Origin of the sequence: Niallia sp. XMNu-256 (assembly GCF_036670015.1) — a bacterium.
GTDB lineage: Bacteria > Bacillota > Bacilli > Bacillales > Cytobacillaceae > Bacillus_BD.
Genome location: NZ_CP137636.1, coordinates 281,403 through 299,511, shown reverse-complemented (window position 1 = coordinate 299,511; position 18,109 = coordinate 281,403). Strand labels below are relative to the sequence as shown.

The following is an 18,109-nucleotide window of genomic DNA, read 5'->3' as shown; positions in this document are numbered from 1 at the left end:
TTATTTCAATTATCTATACATTACAAAAAAAGTATACCACTATTACAGTGATATACTATAGTTATTAGCGGTAGCTATTTGATTTTGACTTATATTGTGTGTTATGGGATCGTTTATTGTTGCTATGGCCTTGACGAGATTTCATAGGGGCCCTCTTTCCTTTATACGAGTCATACCCGCGCTTGTTACGATCATCATATTTGCGATCCCGTTTCATTGGAAGTGGTCTTTCTTCCGTAAGTTGTACAGGTGTTGTATCAGGTTCCTTCGTCAATAATTTTAAGACAGCTGCTACGATTGATGTTGCATCATGATCTTCTAGCATTTCATTTGCTGCTTGTTTGTAGTATTGGAGATTATTGGACTCGATCGTTTGAGCTATTTTCTCCATTACAGCCTTTTGTTGTCCTTCTAATGCTTCATCTAAAGTTGGCGGCTCCATCCGCTCCATTTTCTTTCTTGTCGTTTTTTCTACCACATGTAAGTAAGACTTTTCACGAGGTGTAATCAGAGTAATCGCTACACCTGCCTTCCCAGCGCGTCCTGTACGTCCAATTCGGTGAACATAGCTCTCAGGATCCTGCGGAATATCAAAGTTATATACATGTGTTACTCCAGAAATGTCTAATCCACGTGCAGCCACATCTGTTGCCACTAATACATCTATTGAACCTTCTTTAAACTTTCTTAAAACCGACATTCTCTTCGCTTGAGTTAAATCTCCATGAATTCCCTCTGCGTTGTACCCGCGTAAATTCAATGCCTCTGAAAGCTCATCGACTCTACGTTTTGTCCGCCCGAAAATAATCGCAAGTTCAGGGGATTGAATATCAAGTAGTCTTGTGAGTACATCAAATTTCCCTTTTTCTTGGATTTCAATATAATATTGATCAATTAATGAAACCGTCATTTCCTTCGCTTTTACACGAATAACTTGTGGGTCTTTCATAAATCGTTCAGCAATTCGTTGTATCGGTCCTGGCATAGTTGCTGAGAAAAGTAAGGTTTGGTGTTCCTCAGGTACTTTAGCTAAAATCGCTTCAATATCTTCAATGAATCCCATATTTAACATTTCATCGGCTTCATCTAAAACAACCATTTTCACATGGTCCAGTCGAAGTGTATTTCGGTTAATATGGTCTAGGAGACGACCAGGCGTTCCTACAATGATATGAGGAGGTCGTTTTAGTGCACGAATTTGACGATTAATATCCTGCCCTCCATAAATGGATAACACCCTTGCTCTCTTTCCGTAACCGATTTTATACAACTCTTCTGATACTTGAATCGCAAGTTCTCTCGTTGGTGCAATAATAATCCCTTGAATGATATCCTTGGTGTAGTCGATCTTATCAATCATTGGTACGCCGAATGCGGTCGTTTTTCCCGTTCCTGTTTGTGCCTGACCGATTAAGTCCTTATTTCCCAACCCTAGTGGAATCGTCTCTGCTTGAATCGGGGTCGCTTCTTCGAAACCCATTCGCTTTAATGACTTTAATGTGGCTGGACTTATACCTAGTTCTTCAAACTTCTTCAAATTATCCAATCTCCTTTAATTGTTACAATGTAAAAGTGGCTAGAACATTTCTCCCGAGCCTATATAAAAACGCATGCGCCAAATGCTAGACAAAGTTGTAAATTGTAGTACAAACCTTCTTGAAGTTTTCTCTAAAAAATCTCAAACGCTAATAATAGACGTAAAAAGTGAAAAAGACATTCTCCAATTGGAGTATGTCTGGATCGAAAGAAATTCTCATTGGCACTTTGAGGTTAATTTTAACAGTATTTTCACGTATTTGCAACAATACGAAAGAAACTGTCCCCTAGAAACGAAGTCTATAAAAGGTCCAGTTTGAGACATCAAACTTTGTAATCTGACCACTTGATACTGCTCTTACATGACTTGTTCTTTTTGGAGACAGCACTTTTTTATTTTTGTAACGCTGAAACAACTTCTTCAAGTTTCATTCCTCTTGAGGCTTTAACAAGAATGATTGTTTCTTTGTCAGTTAATTTTTTCAGTTCCTCAATTAAAGCTGTTTTTTCTGAAAATGGGTGTACACGTTCCAACGGAAAATTCAATTTTGCTCCTTCAGCGATGTGCGAAGCCAGTGGGCCAAATGTAACCACATAATCAATTTTTTCTGGGTCTAGTCCCTTCCCCATCTCAAAATGGAATGCCTTTTCTTGATCGCCTAATTCAAGCATATCACCTAAAACAATGATTTTTCGTTGATAATCAGGCATGTTGGAAATAAGATCAATCGCGGCTCTCATAGAAGTGGGGCTTGCATTATAGGCATCATTAATAATTTTCTCCCCATTTTTCCCTTCTACTAATTCCATTCGCATATTCGTTAATTTTAAATGTCGGAATCCATCATTCATTTTTTCAAATGGGATGTTAAAATAACGAGCCACTAGCATTGCGCTCATTGCATTTAAGACATTATGAGCTCCTAAAACAGGTAAATCAAATTCGACATCGACATCGTTTACCTTGAACTTACTTCCGCCTCGATTACCGGTAATTTCTACAGGATATAAATCATTGTGACGACTACGCCCAAACGTCTTTTTCTCAGCAGGACCATCATAGTCGACAAGGCGTTCTTTTAAAAGGACTTCATCTCCCGTATAAACGAGAAGTCCGTCCTTTTGGAGACCTTGAATAATTTCTAACTTTGCATCCGCGATCGCTTCCCTTGATCCTAAATCCTGTAAATGAGACTCACCGATATTCGTAATCACGGTAACTGTTGGACGAGCCAACCTAGTCAGGAGTTCAATTTCACCTTTCCCACTCATGCCCATTTCAAGTACAGCAACTTCTGTATCTTCCTCGAGAGACAGAATGGTTAGCGGCATTCCAATATGATTATTAAAGTTCCCCTCAGTCTTTTGGACTTTATATTGTAAGGACAAAAGATTTGCTGTCATGTCTTTCACAGTTGTTTTTCCATTACTACCGGTGATTCCTACTACTTTAACATCCAACTCATCTCTGTAACCTTTTGCTAATTGCTGCAGAGCGGTTAATGTATCTTCCACAATCAGTATGGGCAAGTTTTCTGGTGGGTTCGGCACATCCTTTTGCCACAAAGCGGCAGCCGCACCTTTTTGAAAGGCATCTTCTACATAACGATGCCCATCTGAATGTTCTCCTTTGAAAGGAACAAATAAGTTACCAGGCTCGATTTTGCGAGAATCAATCGTTACCCCTTGAATGGTTACTTCTAGAAAAGACTCAATCTTATTTTCGATTTCAATCATTTCCTGAATCTGCTGTAATGTTCTTTTAATCACCTATTCACACCTCTTATCAGAGTTACAAACATCATCGTTAAAATGTGTATTTAATACTTTGCTTTTCTTCATGTCTTTCAATGGCTAATTGAACAAGGCGTTCAATTAATTCCGGATATTTTAATCCAGTATGGTTCCAAAGAAGCGGGAACATGCTAATGGGTGTAAATCCAGGCATGGTATTCACTTCATTAATAAGGGCCTTCCCATCCTTTGTTAAAAAGAAGTCAGCTCTCACTAGTCCAGAACAGTCAAGTGCTTTAAAGGCTGTTACGGCCATTTCACTAAGTTTGGCATATTCTGATTCATTTATTTCAGCTGGAATAATAAGGGCCGTATCATTATCTTCGTATTTTGCCTTATAATCATAGAAATCTTTCTTAGGTACAATTTCACCTGCAATTGAACATTTAGGATCATCATTTCCAAGAACAGCGATCTCCACTTCTCTTGCAACTACCCCTTCTTCAATAATCACTTTACGGTCAAATTGAAAAGCCTCTTGGAAAGCCTGATCAAGTTCATCGCGGTTTGTACATTTACTTATCCCTACACTTGAACCAAGATTGGCAGGTTTAACAAAACATGGATATCCTATCTTATCCTCAACATCGTCATATATTCGTTGATTGTTTTGTTCCCACACCCTTTTAATGCAAGAAACATAGTTAACTTGCTCCAGACCTGCTTGAGCAAAGATATTTTTCATGATTACTTTATCCATTCCTGCTGAGGAAGCGAGCACCCCATTCCCTACATAAGGAATATTTAATAACTCTAGAAATCCCTGAACCGTTCCGTCTTCCCCGTTCGGACCATGAAGGAGCGGAAAAATAACATCAAGATTATCTTGGCCATCTTCTGTTTGAAATAATGTTGAGGATAATTGGGTTCCTAGTTGAGATTCAGCTTGTTCAAAGATTAATTCGTCCACTGATTGAGCCACACTTTTTAATTGAGAACCTTTAATCCACTCTCCATCTTCGGTAATATAAATCGGAAAGATATCAAACTTTTCATAATCTAAAGCCTGAATAACCGCTAATGCCGTCCGGAGCGATACCTGATGTTCAGCTGATTTACCGCCATATAATAAACCTAGTTTCGTTTTCATTCTAAAACCTCCATTTATCTGTCTTTACAAGAGCCACTATGATAGTGACAAGCAATGGCTGCTCGATAAGCTCTATTTGTCTCATTAACCATCTGCCGAGATTTTAAATCCCTTTACGATAGAAATGTCGTTTGTTTCCACATTCATTCATTTTACCACTTAATGAAACGGGATAGGAATGTATATTGTAATATATAGGTATGATTTTTTTTAGAAAAGAAAGCGGAAACTGAGTCGTTTTCTCTATCCTTAAAGTATGTATAAATGCGCCCAACCGAAACCTGTTTCACCTGAATTATACTTATTTTAAATGACTAAATCATTAACAAAATAGACACATTCTTGGAAACGATCTTATGTACAATAGACCTATAAAGAGAAAGGCTAGGTGTTGCATATGATCCTGAAAAAAAGAACAGAATCAGAAGAGTTAAGAATTCTACGATTTCTAAACACAAGGATGAATTTATCGGATAAAGAAAAATTCTACTATCTTAACCTTGAAAAAGGATATGAAGGAGAGTTGTTATTCGATAAATTATCGGAAAACATTAAAGAAGAAAGATACTTCCTAAATGACTTGCTGTTTGAAGTGAACAACTCCTATCTCCAAATAGACTCACTAATCATTTCACAAGGATTGATTCACCTCTTCGATATTAAAAATTTTCAAGGTGATTGTTATTTAGAACAAGACAAGCTTTTTAATGTAAAATCCAAACGAGAATATAAGAATCCTATAGACCAGTTAAAAAGAAGTACCACGCTATTTCGTCAACTACTCAACAATCTCCACTGTAATTACCTAATTGATTCCTTAGTTATATTTGTTAATCCAGAATTCACCTTATATCAAGCTCCAATGAACCAACCCTTCATTCTTCCAACCCAGCTAAATCGGTATATTAACGAAATTAATCATTCGCCCTCTAAGTTAAATGACGGGCATACTAAGTTGGCCAAAACATTACTCTCCCTGCATCAATCTAAAAATCCATTTGAATCCATACCCAATTACAATTATGACCAACTGCAAAAAGGCATTTATTGCAGTAACTGTAAATGTTTTTTTGTTTTTTTAAACAACAATATCTTTTCTTGTAAAAAATGCGGATATCAAGAAAAGATCGAACTAGCTATTTTACGTAATACCGAAGAATTAAGGCTGCTGTTTCCGGATATAAAGATTACTACAAATATGGTTTATGATTGGTGCCAGACAGAATTAAACCAAAAGACCATTCGAAGAATCTTAAAGAAACATTATACTTCAATTGGTACTACACGGGACACCTATTATGAATAGTCTATTCTTTCCTTATTGATATTGTATTCGGAAAGGATCTTAGTTTTCCACTTAGTTTGTTCGTATGAGACTTCGGTTCGGACTATGGTTATCCTTTGGATCTCGTATCTGTCCGTATGAAGGCTCGATTCGGACTACGGTTATCCTTTTGCCACTACTTCTGTCCGTTTGAGGGCCCGGTTCGGACTACGATCATCCTTTTACCACTACTTCTGGCCGTTTGAGGGCCCAATTCGGACTACGATCACCCTTTTGCCACTACTTCTGGCCGTATGAGGGCCCGATTCGGACTACAATCACTATTTTTCCACCGTTTCTGTCCGTATGAGACCCCGATTCGGACTACAATCACTCTTTTGCCACCATTTCTGTCCGTATGAGACCCCGATTCGGACTATAATTACTCTTTTGACACCACTTCTGTCCGTATGAGACCCCGATTCGGACTACAATCACTCTTTTGCCACCACTTCTGTCCATATGAGACCCCGATTCGGACTACAATCACTCTTTTGACACCACTTCTGTCCGTATGTGCTCACGATTGGGACTACGGTCGCTCTTTTCCTTAATATGGCTCATATCCCCTTTAAACACAATCTCCATCTTCGCACTTTCTATCTTAACAACCGATAGACTGGTTCCATTAACAGTTGGTTCTGTCCAGAAATCCTTGATTGGAATTCCTTTTATGACTAAAAACAATGATTTAATAAACAAACCATGTGAGACAACTAATAGATTTCCAGTCACTTCCCTTTTTTTCACCGTATCTAGAAAATTCTCTGCCCGCTTATACATTTCTATGAAAGTTTCTGCCCCTTCATTCTGATAAAGGTTTGGCCGTAACATAAAGCAATCATAATCATCTGGAAACTTTTCTACTATCTCTGTCTTTGTCAGGCCTTGCCATGGACCCATATCCATTTCCATGATCGTCCCATCCTTTTGGTACAACAGGTCTCTACCTTGAAGGATAATCTCTGTCGTTTCAAGGGTTCGCTCACTTGGGCTCGTAATCACCTCTGCAAACTCCACATTCCTCAAGCGCTCTCCAAGTAACTGCGCATACCGCTTTCCTTTTTCTGTTAGCGGAGAATTCAAGCGACCCTGAATTCGACCTTCTTGATTCCATTCCGTTTCCCCATGGCGCACAATATATAAAGTTAGCATTCTACACCCTCCTCTTAATAACGAAACTTCCATAGTGGCCGGTTTTTTTAATCTCCACCTTGGTTATGTTGAGGCCTACAGCACACTGGTCCCACAGATATTTCTGAAGGCGTATTAAGTCTATGTTCAACTTCCGGATCTTTACGACAGTTAGATCTCCTACTATCTTCTATCTACTACCAACTCATGGAGGTGAAAGCTTTCCCCCCGTTAAGAGTCGGATAAAACAATTTCAATTGAATGATAGAGCTCTTCACACATTTCCATCAAGAGAGATTCAAGTTCAGGACGAAAAGCTATAAGTACACAGGTTGATGGCCCTCCCGTTTTCTCCACATCCATATCACATTTTAATTGATCTGCCGCCAAATCGTTATCATCAAGCATATTTTTCAGCTCATATAGAATGCCTTTTGATCCGACTGGTAACAGAACTACATCATCCAACTGACTTAACTCATAAAAAAGGGAAAGAGGCACAATATTTTCCGGTGTTTCTAAAACCTCATTCCCAACTAACGGTAAACCAATGACTGCTAGTTTCCACCCTTCTAAGGTAACGATTGGTTCCTGATAAGACGTCACCCGTTTCCCCATGACAATCATTCCAAGTGCGGATTGATGTAATGAAAAATTGCTTTCTGTACTTCCTGTAACCATTACATCATCTAACCCAATCTCAGTACACCCTTTATCAACCCCCGCCACCACAGCATCCCATGCATCCTCATGGCAAAAGTTTTGAATCACAACCGAAAAGGGCTGCCCGCCTGCCGCTAGACACTCCATAGCTGCAACTCTGAAATTGTAATATGAAACGACTTCATATGGAGTCCTAACAGCATCCTGTTCTTTCAAACCGATTCCACCACTATTATCAGCAGCAATAACAAGGATCGCTTCATCACTAAATGGAACGAGCGAAACATCCCGTTTCATCTTACCGCTTCCTTTTGAAACCGACCTTCATAAAAACGGGCTAAACGCGGTGCTAAAATCAGCGCAATCCCTGTATTAAATACAGAACCAATGAATAAGGATGGCATCAAACCTACATAAAAGCCGCTTCCTATTAAAAATAAAAACGGTAGAGGGGCAAAAACTGTATTCCCCGTTACAAATAAAACACTGGCTAATAATCGATAGCCTTTTTTATAAAAGATTGCAAATAACCAAACTAGCGCTGCCATTTCAAGACCGACTAACAAGTGTAACGGTCCCATTGGCATCCCACCAAAAAGAGCGGACAATAAATGTCCAATAAAAGCGATCGTCGCACCAGGAAGGCTCCCCAACATCACACTTCCGACTAATGCAGGAACCATGTCCAATGCAACGCTCGACACAACGGCAGGTATCTTTATCGATGCACCTGCCACACATAAGGCGATAAATAAACTAATTAGACTGATTTTCTTTATGTTCATCTTCCTTGTTATCCTTTCTAGTTCGGTCGCGAAAAACCGATGCACTGCGAATGTACTCGATATCCTTTACTCCTTGGCGAAAATTAACAACCCTTGCTGCGGCAAAAAAGTAATCCGATAATCGATTTAAATATTGCAGTGGCAAAGCAGATAATTGAGCTTCCTCTTTCATCAAGGTAACCACTAACCTCTCCGCTCTTCTTGTTACTGTTCGGGCAATATGGAGCGTTGCTGCTGCAGGACTTCCCCCTGGTAAAATAAACTTTTCCAACTCTGGAGCTTCAGTAGTATAAGCATCAATTCTCTCTTCTAAGTAAGTAATGGCTTCTTCCGTCAATTTTGGGATATGCTTTTTCGTCACATTGGCCAAGTCACCGCCACAATCAAATAGTTCATGTTGAATCTTTTCCAAATCGTCTAGTAGATCTTGAAAGAGGTCTGGTTGTAACTGAGTTACGGCCTGCCCTACAAAACCATTGGCTTCATCGATCGTCCCATAAGCATCAACACGAATATGATCTTTATCTACTCTTCCTCCGATAATACTTGTTTGACCTTTATCCCCAGTACGCGTATAAATTTTCATCCCATTTGCCCCTTTCACTTCAATCGTTTATTTAATCCATACCAAATTACATCAACCCGCCCACAACTTGACACTGCTGCTTGGAAAACTCGACCGCATACATCACGCCACAAGCGGTCTTCCCGCTCTAGCGGAACAATTCCTTTTGTTATATCCGTTCCAATTAAAATAACACTTCCTTTTCCATCCATGCTTTCCCAATTTTCCAATTGCCTCAAAAGCCCACGCCACGTTTCCTGAACTTCGTCACCACTGCTACCTTGTAACCCTTCCCGAATCCACCGTTCAATCCCTTCTAAGACGAGATAATCCGTCGTCACTTGGTCAAAATCAACGGGAATTGGATCACAGTGATAGGCACTAAACCACTGACAATTCTCTTGGGTTAATTGATTATATGCCCTTACCCATGCTGATTTTCCGTTAAAAGCACCTCCCGTAACAAAGTGCATCGTTCACCCCTCCTGAAAGTCTCCCGATTTGGCCATACAAATTCAAATCCATTTCCATGAGGAACCCGCCATTCCCAAAAACTCTTTTCAGTCGGTGCAAATTTTGATAATAAATATCGAAGAACACCTCCATGAGTGACAACTGCCAATGAATCAACCTTATCCCTCATTACCAAAGTGGATAGGTTTGTCCAGCCGTTCTCGACCCGCTGCGTAAAATCGGTAAAAGTTTCGGCACCTGGAACGTTGCTTTCAAAATGACTGCTTATCCACTCCTCATATCGCGGATCGCCTGCTAACTCTTCATACCGTTTTCTTTCAAAAGGGCCAAAATTCATTTCACGAAACTCTAGAAAAGGGATGGGGTCTTTTTCTGGAAACAGAATAGCGGCCGTTTGCAAACAGCGAATTAAGTCACTTGTGACCACAACTTGGTATGGATTTGGTTGTAAAGCGGTTAAGCTTTCTTTAGCCTCCTCACAAATCGGTTCATCTGTCCACCCCATATAGGTCTTCTGTTTATTTAGTTCGGTTAACCCGTGACGAAATAATGCCACAACCACACGGTCATCCATAATAAGCATTCCACCCCTTCCACTGATGCGCCTAATACATCCCCTGTAATTCCACCAAACCAGCGAACAATTTTCCTTGAGATCACGATAAAAAATACTAAAGCTGCCAGAACTAACAGTAGAAATCCGCTCATCGCTTTTAACCCTATCAAAAATATAATTAGGCCCAACATGACCACATATACTGGATAAATCCAAAGCGATCCTTGTGATGCCGCTTCTTTAAACAGGGAACCAAGCCCCTCTTCTTTAGCAGACTTTATGTTCAACAACAACATCCCCATTACAACTTTTCCTAAAAACGGGATCAAGATAATCAGTAAAAAAGTATTATCATTAAACCGCAACACAATTTCATATATAAATAAAAACTTTGCACTCAATAGCACAATAACGGATAGGACACCAAACGCACCGATTTTTGGATCTGCCATAATTTCAATCCGCTTCTGCTGATCACGATAAGAAAAATAGGCATCACTACAATCCATCCACCCGTCTAGGTGAATTCCACCTGTGATGATAATCAATGCTAACCAAACGAAAAACGCGATGGCTAGTGGTGAAAGAGGGGTCCATTGTAACAAAACATAAAGGAACGCACTATAAAGGATTCCTTGTAACACTCCTAGCACCGGAAACATTTTAACTGCTTTATTGATATGTATTCGATCCATTGGCACTTCATAAGGAATGGGAATACTCGTGAAGAATTGAATGCACATTACAAGACCTTTTACCATCTTCATGACGAAAGAATCTCCCCATCCCAAATGATCCGCTTAATTTCAGCCCAATCCAAGTGGGCTCCCATTTCGGTAGCTAGTTTGTCATAGCGACTATCAATCAAATGCGCCTTGGTGCAATTGCTCCCAGGTTTGATCGAGTCCGCTTCCTTCGTAAATCTGTGGCCTCCGCCGGGAGCCTCCACCGTATCCTTGTAAGCTTGATAAGCACTTGCTGAACTTTCCCTTCCTAACTCGTCAATGGAAAAGGAATCCTCAGGATCAATCATGTGGTTATGAATATAAGGCAGGACACCGACAACAGGGATCCCTGTCTTGTCCTCAATCCACCTTACCCCATCTTTAAACAACTCTATGTCCCCACGAAATTTATTGATGATGATTCCTTTAACTCTCCTGCGTTCCTCAGGAGTCAGCAACTCTAACGTTCCAACAAGGCTTGCAAAAATCCCCCCTCGATCAATATCCGCTACTAATATCACAGGTACATCTGCCATTTGTGCAACCTTCATATTCACCAGTTCTCGATCCTTCAGATTCATTTCAACCGGACTCCCAGCCCCCTCTAAAATCAATAGCTCGTACTCTTTTTTAAGTTGTTCGATTGCCTTTCCAATCACCTCTAACCCCTTTTCATAAAAGGATTCACGATATCCTTTTCCAGACAAGGAATCTATTGGTTTTCCTAATAAAATCACCTCTGAAACCTGGTCTGTTCGAGGCTTTAGCAAAATCGGGCTCATCCAAACCGTTGCTTTCGTTCGAGCGGCTTCTGCTTGAATCCCTTGGGCAAGTCCAATTTCCAAACCTTCAGCTGTCAAATAAATATGATTGGACATATTTTGCGATTTAAAGGGTGCCACTTTGAACCCTTCATCAGAAAAAAGCCGGCACAGCGCTGTAACAATTAAACTTTTTCCAACATCTGAAGCTGTGCCTTGAATCATCACACCTTTCATTTTATATCTCCTTTCATTACGATCGGAATCCCCCCCTCTACTAAATAAGCAAGACGTGCTTGGGCGACTATTTTTTGATGCAATTTTCCGAGCAAAGAACTGTAAACAAAGACAAGATCATTCGATTCGATCGGTTCATAAAGGACTTCATTGCTTACAATAATGAAGGTCTTCACTTTCCGACTAATGGAAATCATCTCATCCCACATGGTTTCAAAGAGTTGGCTTAAATAAGCATCATCTCTCCAACCATCCATTTCAAAAAACAATTCATTATTCAGCCATGTCGTTAAACAATCGAGCAAAACGACATCCTTCTCTCCAAAGTTTCCGGCAAGCTCACCGATAGAAGTTGGTTTTTCCCACGTTGTCCAAACAAGATCACTGTGCAAGCGTTCATTTTGGTGAACGCGGATTCTTTGCTTCATTTCCTCATCCGAGGACTGCATGGCGGCAATGTAATGGAGTTGCCCAAAAGGCTCCATCCTCGATTGTTCCCCCGCTAGCTTTTCCGCGAAACTGCTCTTCCCACTTCGAACCCCGCCCGTTATGAAGATGATGGGTGAATGCTGCGCCATTCTTGCATCGCCTCCAAAAGTTGCTGATTTTCCTCCGTTGTCCGAATTGCGAACCTCAGCCATCTTCCCTCTAGGCCGGGAAAGTTGAATGTATGTCGGGGAACGATTCCCTTTTCCAGTAAAAATCGGAACAAGGGGATTTGGTCGTCTAGCTCAAGATCTTTTAACAAATAAAAGTTTACCTTCGAATCGGTCACTTGGAATCCATTCTTTTTATAAAAGGAAAAAAGGTACTCTCGCTGTGAGTCCATAAATCGAATCGCATGATGAACATATTCTTCTTCCGCTAAACACAGTTCTCCCACTTTCATTGCCATGCTATTCACACTCCAATGGGATTGAAAGGTTGAAAGTGTTTCAACGAGAGCGGGACTTGCCATCATATACCCTAATCGTAGGCCCGGGATGGCGTACATCTTCGTCATCGACCTAATTAAAAGTAAATTTGAATAATCTTTGAGGAAAGGTACGAGCGACTGGTAATCGGCAACAAAGTCATAGAAAGCCTCATCAACAATCAAATAACAATCATGTTTTTGACATTCTCCTAAAATTCTCTCGATCATCTTCTTGTTGAAAAATACTCCCGTTGGATTATTCGGATTACAGAAAAAAACGGCATCTATATCCACCAACTTATCCTTAAAAGAATCAAAGTCTACTTTCCAATCCTTTGTTAAGTGAAAATAGGAAACCTCACAACCATTCCCTGCACATACTCTTTCATATTCTGAAAAAGCAGGCTGAACAATCATCACCTTTTTGCCGGCTAACCATCTCCCAATCAAACTGATGATTTCAGAGCCACCGTTTCCAATTAATATTTGCTTTTCATCGATCTTCACAAAATGAGCAAGCTTCTTTTTCAATGAAGTACTTTGCGGATCAGGATAGGTTTCAATCCCTTCAAATAACTTTCCCCAGTTTTCCTTAACAGAAGTTGGGGAACCGAACGGATTAATGTTGGCACTAAAATCAATGACTCGATCTGGTTGCTTTAGTCCGGCTGCATCATATAAATAATGCGGATTTGATCCATGTGCTGGCCATAACAATCAAAACACCTCCAAGCCATAAGAATAGTAAACACATTAATGTTGTTCGCGTTAAGATCTGATTCATTTTTAGAATATGATCTCTACTAAGAGAAATCACAGGGTCGCCCATTAATGCCCGATTTGACACGATCCCTTTATATGTATTCATGCCGCCAAGTTGAACGCCTAAAAGTGCAGCAGCACTTGCTTCACACCAGCCACTATTTGGGCTTGGATGTTTTTTCGCATCCCGAAACAGAATCTCCCAAGCTTGTTTCGTACGATTATTAAAAGGACGATTGGACAGCAGCATCGCAAATCCGGTTAATCGGCTTGGAATCAAATTCATAAAGTCATCTAGACGGGCAGAAGCCCAACCAAAGTCCGAATAGCGGTCATTCTTGTAGCCAACCATTGAATCACAAGTATTAATAGCCCGATAAAGCAAAGCCAATGGGGCGCCTCCAATCCATGCCCAAAATAAAGGAGCAATGACTCCATCACTCGTATTTTCAGCAACCGTTTCAACGGTCCCACGGACGATTTCGCTTTCCATTAATTGGTCTGTATCTCTACCAACAATATAAGAGAGTTTAAGGCGAGCTTGCCCGATGTCTGTCTGCTTTAATGGGGTAAAAACCTCCATGGCTGCTTCCTTTAGACTCCTATGGGCAATCGTTGTTGAAATAAGGATGCTCTCTACAAGTATTCCTACGACAAAATGAATCTTATAAGATATCGCACAAATGAATATGGCAGGTAAGAATATGGAAAGTAAAACAAACAGAACCATCATAATCCCTTTCCATTTACGGTTCCAACCATGATTCCACTTTTTCTCTAGAATACAGATTAATGACCCCATCCATTTAACCGGATGCGGCCATGAAGGTGGGTCACCTATGAACCGATCAATGATAAGAGCTAGTGTGATTGCTAATACGTGTCCAATCATCGTAAGCCTTCTTTTCTACGATTGCTTTTCTGAATGGCTTCTTTTGTACATTGATAGACACCTTTACCAATTAAACGACCTAAGGGTGTGATTGTACCCGCAAACTCAAAAGACTTCCCTTTTTGAATGGCTGCAATAAGGATACTGTCTGTTGAAGTTCCAGTAGCAAGCGTTTCCGTTCTCGGATCCTTTACTTCTAGTTTCTGTAACACCTTTACCTTTGCCTCCGTCGCAGTCATGATACTTTGGATGAAAGCCTCTTCTGTTAGGTTTCCATTCACAAATACCCAAGTATTAATGGTACCCGGTTGTTGGATGTCAAAGTTTTGTTCATAACTTTTAGATACATCAACCGCATTTCCCACGCCTGCTGTCACCACAACTAGTATGGAACAGCCGTTTTCCTCGTAAACCTTTGATACAACATCCTCTGTTACAACTGCCGTCATCATCCCGACCGTTTGGGATGGTTCGAAGCCACTTTTTCTTAAATAGTTCGCCATTTCTTCTCGATGGTTGTTGCAGTGATAGTTTTTATCCACATGTCTATTGACAAAAGTGTCATGCCAGCCTGTTCCAGAGCCGATCACACCGGATGACATGGTTCGAAGGGGCGATGGTGCTTTCAAAACAATATATTCAGTTGTAACCGTTAAATAAGTGTCATTTATATTTTCCTCTCCCTCTATAAGTCCACTTTCTGGAAGAAGAACCATTTGTGGTACCGGTACCTTTGGGTGGGGGTGCTTTTCAATTTTTGTATGGTATACTTCTTCAATAATTTCTTGCTTTAACACTTCATTCGGTTCATCGTAACGCTTGATCTTGCCATTCTCAAGAAGTATTAACCGATCACAATATAAACCAGCTAAATTTAAATCATGAAAAATAGAAACTACCGTTAATGACTTTTCACGGGTCCACTTTTTCAATAAATCAAGCAGTTCTTTCTGATAAGATAAATCAAGGTGATTGGTTGGTTCATCAAGAAGGAGAATTTCGGGTTCCTGCGCAAGGGCTTGGGCAAGGAAAACACGTTGCCTTTCTCCGCCAGAAAGAAGTTGAATCGGATGGTCCTGCAAGGAAGCAACCCCTGTCCAATTCATTACCTCTTGAACAATATCCTCATCGTCTTTACTCCACTCTTTGAAGAATCCCTTTTGATGGGCGTACCTACCTAATGAAACGGTCTCCTTGACACTATAGGAGAAAGATTCAGAGCTATGTTGAGACAAGACCGCTATCACCTTAGCGAGCCCTATAGCAGAGTATTTTTTTAAAGACTGACCTTTCACATAAATTTCTCCGTCATTAAAAGCCTGGACTCCACTCATCATCTTTAAAAGGGTCGTTTTTCCACTGCCATTTGGTCCGATGATGCCAAAAAGTTCACCTTTTCGAATTTGACATGTCACATTTGAAAGTACATTTTCATTTCCGTAACCTCCGGACAAATGTTGAATGTCAATCATCCTCATCCCCTCCTTTCCTTTCTTTTACGTGCTATTAATATAGCTGCAAACACAGGTGCTCCCATTAATGAGGTAATGACCCCGATGGGTAGTTCCACAGGGGAAATGATCGTTCTTGCTACCAAATCCGTTAACATTAAGAATCCGCTTCCTGTTAGCAAAGATAAAGGCAATAAATGCTTATGATCAGGTCCCCATAAAATCCGAGTTAAATGTGGAACGACAAGACCAACAAAGCCTATTGCCCCTGAAACCGCCACTGCAGCGCCTGTTAAAATAGATCCTGCCGTTAAAACAAGCATTTTACGTCTTTGAACATTTACCCCCAAATGCTGGGCCCGTTCTTCACCAAACGACATTGCATTTAGTTCATTCGCATTTACAAGTAGCAAGAGCGTGCCAACGATAAAGAATGGTAAAATGATTTTAATATAATCCCAACCTCTCATCGACACACTTCCTAGCAGCCAACTAATGATATGACGGAGTTCATCACCCGTTAACGCAATCATTAATGAAATAAAAGCCCCTAAAAATGAACTAAAAATAATCCCAGTTAAAATAATTGTTTCTACCTTCATAGAGCGTTCAATTTTCTGTGCAAATAGGAGAACCATTAGAATCGTTAAAAAGGAAAAGATGATACTTAAAAACGGCAATGTAAATTCTCCGATGATGGGTAGTGAAATATTTAAGAAGATGGTAAGCACTGCACCTACAGATGCACCTGATGAAACACCAAGTGTATAAGGGTCAGCGAGAGGATTTCTTAATAAACCTTGAAAGGCGGCCCCTGCAATTGCAAGAGACGCCCCTACTAAACCAGCCAATATCACTCGTGGTAAGCGAATATTCATAACGATATTCGTGTACATTGGGTCAATGTGACTCGTGGAATAACGAAAAATTTCAGCACCCAAAATTTGGATGATATCAAAAATCGGTACCTGAACTGTACCAATTGAAATCGCTAATAGCATGGAGCCAAGGAAAATGGCTCCTGCAATGGGATAAGCAATCCATTTATTAGTTAAAAACTTCCGGGTAAATTGCTTTTGCAAGTTCCTCTACTCCTTCAACAATACGAGGGCCAGGACGGGTCACTTTGTCTGAATCTACATCAACCACCTGCTTATTTTTAATTGCATTAATATCCTGCCAGCCTTCACGACTTAAAACTTGATCCCCTGCACCTTCAATATATCCCCCATAGGTAGTAATAATGACATCTGGGTTAGCTGCGATAATGGCTTCTTGATCTAATTGTGGCCAATCAGGTTCTGTTACCATATTCTCTGCATTAATTAGTGTTAGCATCTCATCAATAAATGTATTTTTACCAGCAGCAAAAAGAGTAGGGTCAATTTCTACATAAACTTTTTTCTTCTCTTTAATATCAGCCGTTTTCCCTTGGATTTCCTCTAGTTTTGTTTGCATATCGGAAACTAATTGTTCCGCTTCTTCACTCGTACCTGTAGATTTCCCAATTAATTCAATTGAATCATACACTTCAGTAAACGTCTTCGCATCATTTACAGTTAGAACCGTAATACCTGCATCCTTTAATTGCTGGATGACCTCAGAAGAAACACCCATTGCTGAATGATGTGAAAGAATTAAATCTGGTTTAAGAGAAAAAATTTTCTCTAGGTTAAGAGTTTGGTCCCCAATCTTTTCCTTTTTTGCTGCTTCCTCGGGATAGTTATCAAAATTACTTACCCCAATAATTTCGTCCCCAAGTCCTAATTCAAAGGCAATCTCCGTATTACTCGGAATCAGTGAAATAATTCTTTCTGGTTTCTTTTCAATAACAATTTCTTGATCCAAGGCATCTTTAATTGTTACCGGAAACTCGGAAGTTTTTGTTTGTTCCTGTTGATCTTGTTGTGATTCTTGTTTACCTTCATTGGTTTCTGCTTCATTTCCTGTCCCACAGCCAACCAAGATACCGATTGACAGAAGGAATGTGAATAATAGTGCATAAAGTTTCTTCAAAATACTCTCCCCTTTTTTTAATATTTATTACATGCCTTTTTATTTTTGAAAAACAAAAAAGCATCCCCTAACGTATCGGAGATGCAGAAAGACTATAGTTATGTATAATTAGTCGTTCATACACCTGCCTATCCTCGTAGGTTGTTTCTGGTGCAAGAATAAGGCAGGTCTCCTGGCTCTTGGTCATCGTTCCCTGCTCCTTCCCATACAGCTTGTACAGTGGTTATGCAGGTTACTCTCAATTACAGTGGCGGGACCGCGTTGGAGTTTCACCAACTTCCCTTTTAAGTCTTGTGAACAGAAAAGCAGAAAGGCCAAAGCCTCTCTCCTTTCCCAAAGACACCTAATTCTTCGTATGAAATTGTTTCGTTCATTATTAAACATTATAGCATGCTATAATAAAATAGGTAGTAGCTTTTTCAAAACGG

At 40.1% G+C, this 18,109-nt stretch carries 17 protein-coding genes, 1 pseudogene and 1 riboswitch; of the genes and pseudogenes, 1 reads left to right on the top strand and 17 read right to left on the bottom strand.

Going from position 1 to position 18,109, the window contains the following annotated elements; all coding sequences use genetic code 11:
- Positions 1–64: 64 nt before the first annotated feature.
- From R4Z10_RS01525 to R4Z10_RS01515, 3 genes are all read right to left on the bottom strand, one after another.
- Positions 65–1,537, bottom strand: coding sequence for a DEAD/DEAH box helicase (locus R4Z10_RS01525; RefSeq protein WP_338471486.1), 1,473 nt, complete (start codon positions 1,535–1,537; stop codon positions 65–67).
- A gap of 392 nt (positions 1,538–1,929) precedes the next feature.
- Positions 1,930–3,306 carry a UDP-N-acetylmuramoyl-tripeptide--D-alanyl-D-alanine ligase gene (gene murF, locus R4Z10_RS01520; protein WP_338471485.1) on the bottom strand — a complete coding sequence of 459 codons (1,377 nt, stop codon included), beginning with the start codon at positions 3,304–3,306 and terminating at the stop codon, positions 1,930–1,932.
- Positions 3,307–3,343: 37 nt separating this feature from the next.
- Positions 3,344–4,420, bottom strand: a complete 1,077-nt coding sequence (locus R4Z10_RS01515; protein ID WP_338471484.1) for a D-alanine--D-alanine ligase — start codon at positions 4,418–4,420, stop codon at positions 3,344–3,346.
- A gap of 460 nt (positions 4,421–4,880) precedes the next feature.
- Between R4Z10_RS01515 and R4Z10_RS01510 the strand changes: the two genes are divergently transcribed.
- Positions 4,881–5,726, top strand: coding sequence for a nuclease-related domain-containing protein (locus R4Z10_RS01510; RefSeq protein WP_338471483.1), 846 nt, complete (start codon positions 4,881–4,883; stop codon positions 5,724–5,726).
- Between the two features lie 504 nt (positions 5,727–6,230).
- On the opposite strand, the gene R4Z10_RS01505 is transcribed toward R4Z10_RS01510, so the two are convergent.
- The 14 genes and pseudogenes from R4Z10_RS01505 to R4Z10_RS01440 form a co-directional block, all read right to left on the bottom strand.
- Complete coding sequence (locus R4Z10_RS01505; protein ID WP_338471482.1) at positions 6,231–6,899, bottom strand: histidine phosphatase family protein; 669 nt, start codon at positions 6,897–6,899, stop codon at positions 6,231–6,233.
- A 210-nt stretch (positions 6,900–7,109) separates the two neighbouring features.
- Complete coding sequence (locus R4Z10_RS01500) at positions 7,110–7,838, bottom strand: ATP-binding protein (RefSeq protein ID WP_338471481.1); 729 nt, start codon at positions 7,836–7,838, stop codon at positions 7,110–7,112.
- Positions 7,835–8,326, bottom strand: coding sequence for an ECF transporter S component (locus tag R4Z10_RS01495; protein ID WP_338471480.1), 492 nt, complete (start codon positions 8,324–8,326; stop codon positions 7,835–7,837). Before R4Z10_RS01495 ends, R4Z10_RS01500 begins: the two co-directional genes overlap by 4 nt.
- Positions 8,298–8,912, bottom strand: coding sequence for a cob(I)yrinic acid a,c-diamide adenosyltransferase (locus tag R4Z10_RS01490; protein WP_338471479.1), 615 nt, complete (start codon positions 8,910–8,912; stop codon positions 8,298–8,300). Before R4Z10_RS01490 ends, R4Z10_RS01495 begins: the two co-directional genes overlap by 29 nt.
- A gap of 14 nt (positions 8,913–8,926) precedes the next feature.
- The gene (locus tag R4Z10_RS01485; RefSeq protein ID WP_338471478.1) at positions 8,927–9,364 is read right to left on the bottom strand and encodes a bifunctional adenosylcobinamide kinase/adenosylcobinamide-phosphate guanylyltransferase; all 438 of its coding nucleotides are present in this window, start codon (positions 9,362–9,364) and stop codon (positions 8,927–8,929) included.
- Positions 9,316–9,939 (bottom strand): histidine phosphatase family protein, encoded by a 624-nt coding sequence (locus R4Z10_RS01480; RefSeq protein WP_338471477.1) that lies wholly within the window; start codon positions 9,937–9,939, stop codon positions 9,316–9,318. Before R4Z10_RS01480 ends, R4Z10_RS01485 begins: the two co-directional genes overlap by 49 nt.
- Positions 9,897–10,688 carry an adenosylcobinamide-GDP ribazoletransferase gene (gene cobS, locus R4Z10_RS01475; RefSeq protein WP_338471476.1) on the bottom strand — a complete coding sequence of 264 codons (792 nt, stop codon included), beginning with the start codon at positions 10,686–10,688 and terminating at the stop codon, positions 9,897–9,899. Before cobS ends, R4Z10_RS01480 begins: the two co-directional genes overlap by 43 nt.
- Before the next feature lie 221 nt (positions 10,689–10,909).
- Positions 10,910–11,644 (bottom strand): annotated as a pseudogene (locus R4Z10_RS01470) (cobyric acid synthase); the annotation flags it as partial.
- A complete protein-coding gene (locus R4Z10_RS01465; protein WP_338471475.1) occupies positions 11,641–12,222 on the bottom strand; it encodes a bifunctional adenosylcobinamide kinase/adenosylcobinamide-phosphate guanylyltransferase in 582 nt (193 codons plus the stop codon). The gene R4Z10_RS01465 and the pseudogene R4Z10_RS01470, both read right to left, overlap by 4 nt.
- A complete protein-coding gene (gene cobD, locus R4Z10_RS01460; protein WP_338471474.1) occupies positions 12,192–13,277 on the bottom strand; it encodes a threonine-phosphate decarboxylase CobD in 1,086 nt (361 codons plus the stop codon). Before cobD ends, R4Z10_RS01465 begins: the two co-directional genes overlap by 31 nt.
- Positions 13,234–14,214: an adenosylcobinamide-phosphate synthase CbiB gene (gene cbiB, locus R4Z10_RS01455; protein WP_338471473.1), complete on the bottom strand. Its 981-nt coding sequence runs from the start codon at positions 14,212–14,214 to the stop codon at positions 13,234–13,236. Before cbiB ends, cobD begins: the two co-directional genes overlap by 44 nt.
- The gene (locus tag R4Z10_RS01450) at positions 14,211–15,686 is read right to left on the bottom strand and encodes an adenosylcobinamide amidohydrolase (RefSeq protein ID WP_338471472.1); all 1,476 of its coding nucleotides are present in this window, start codon (positions 15,684–15,686) and stop codon (positions 14,211–14,213) included. Before R4Z10_RS01450 ends, cbiB begins: the two co-directional genes overlap by 4 nt.
- Positions 15,687–15,688: 2 nt before the next feature.
- The gene (locus R4Z10_RS01445) at positions 15,689–16,747 is read right to left on the bottom strand and encodes an iron ABC transporter permease (protein WP_338471471.1); all 1,059 of its coding nucleotides are present in this window, start codon (positions 16,745–16,747) and stop codon (positions 15,689–15,691) included.
- A complete protein-coding gene (locus tag R4Z10_RS01440) occupies positions 16,713–17,681 on the bottom strand; it encodes an ABC transporter substrate-binding protein (RefSeq protein WP_338471470.1) in 969 nt (322 codons plus the stop codon). The genes R4Z10_RS01445 and R4Z10_RS01440 overlap by 35 nt, the downstream gene beginning before the upstream one ends.
- A 144-nt stretch (positions 17,682–17,825) precedes the next feature.
- Positions 17,826–18,015, bottom strand: a riboswitch (cobalamin riboswitch).
- Between the last annotated feature and the right edge of the window lie 94 nt (positions 18,016–18,109).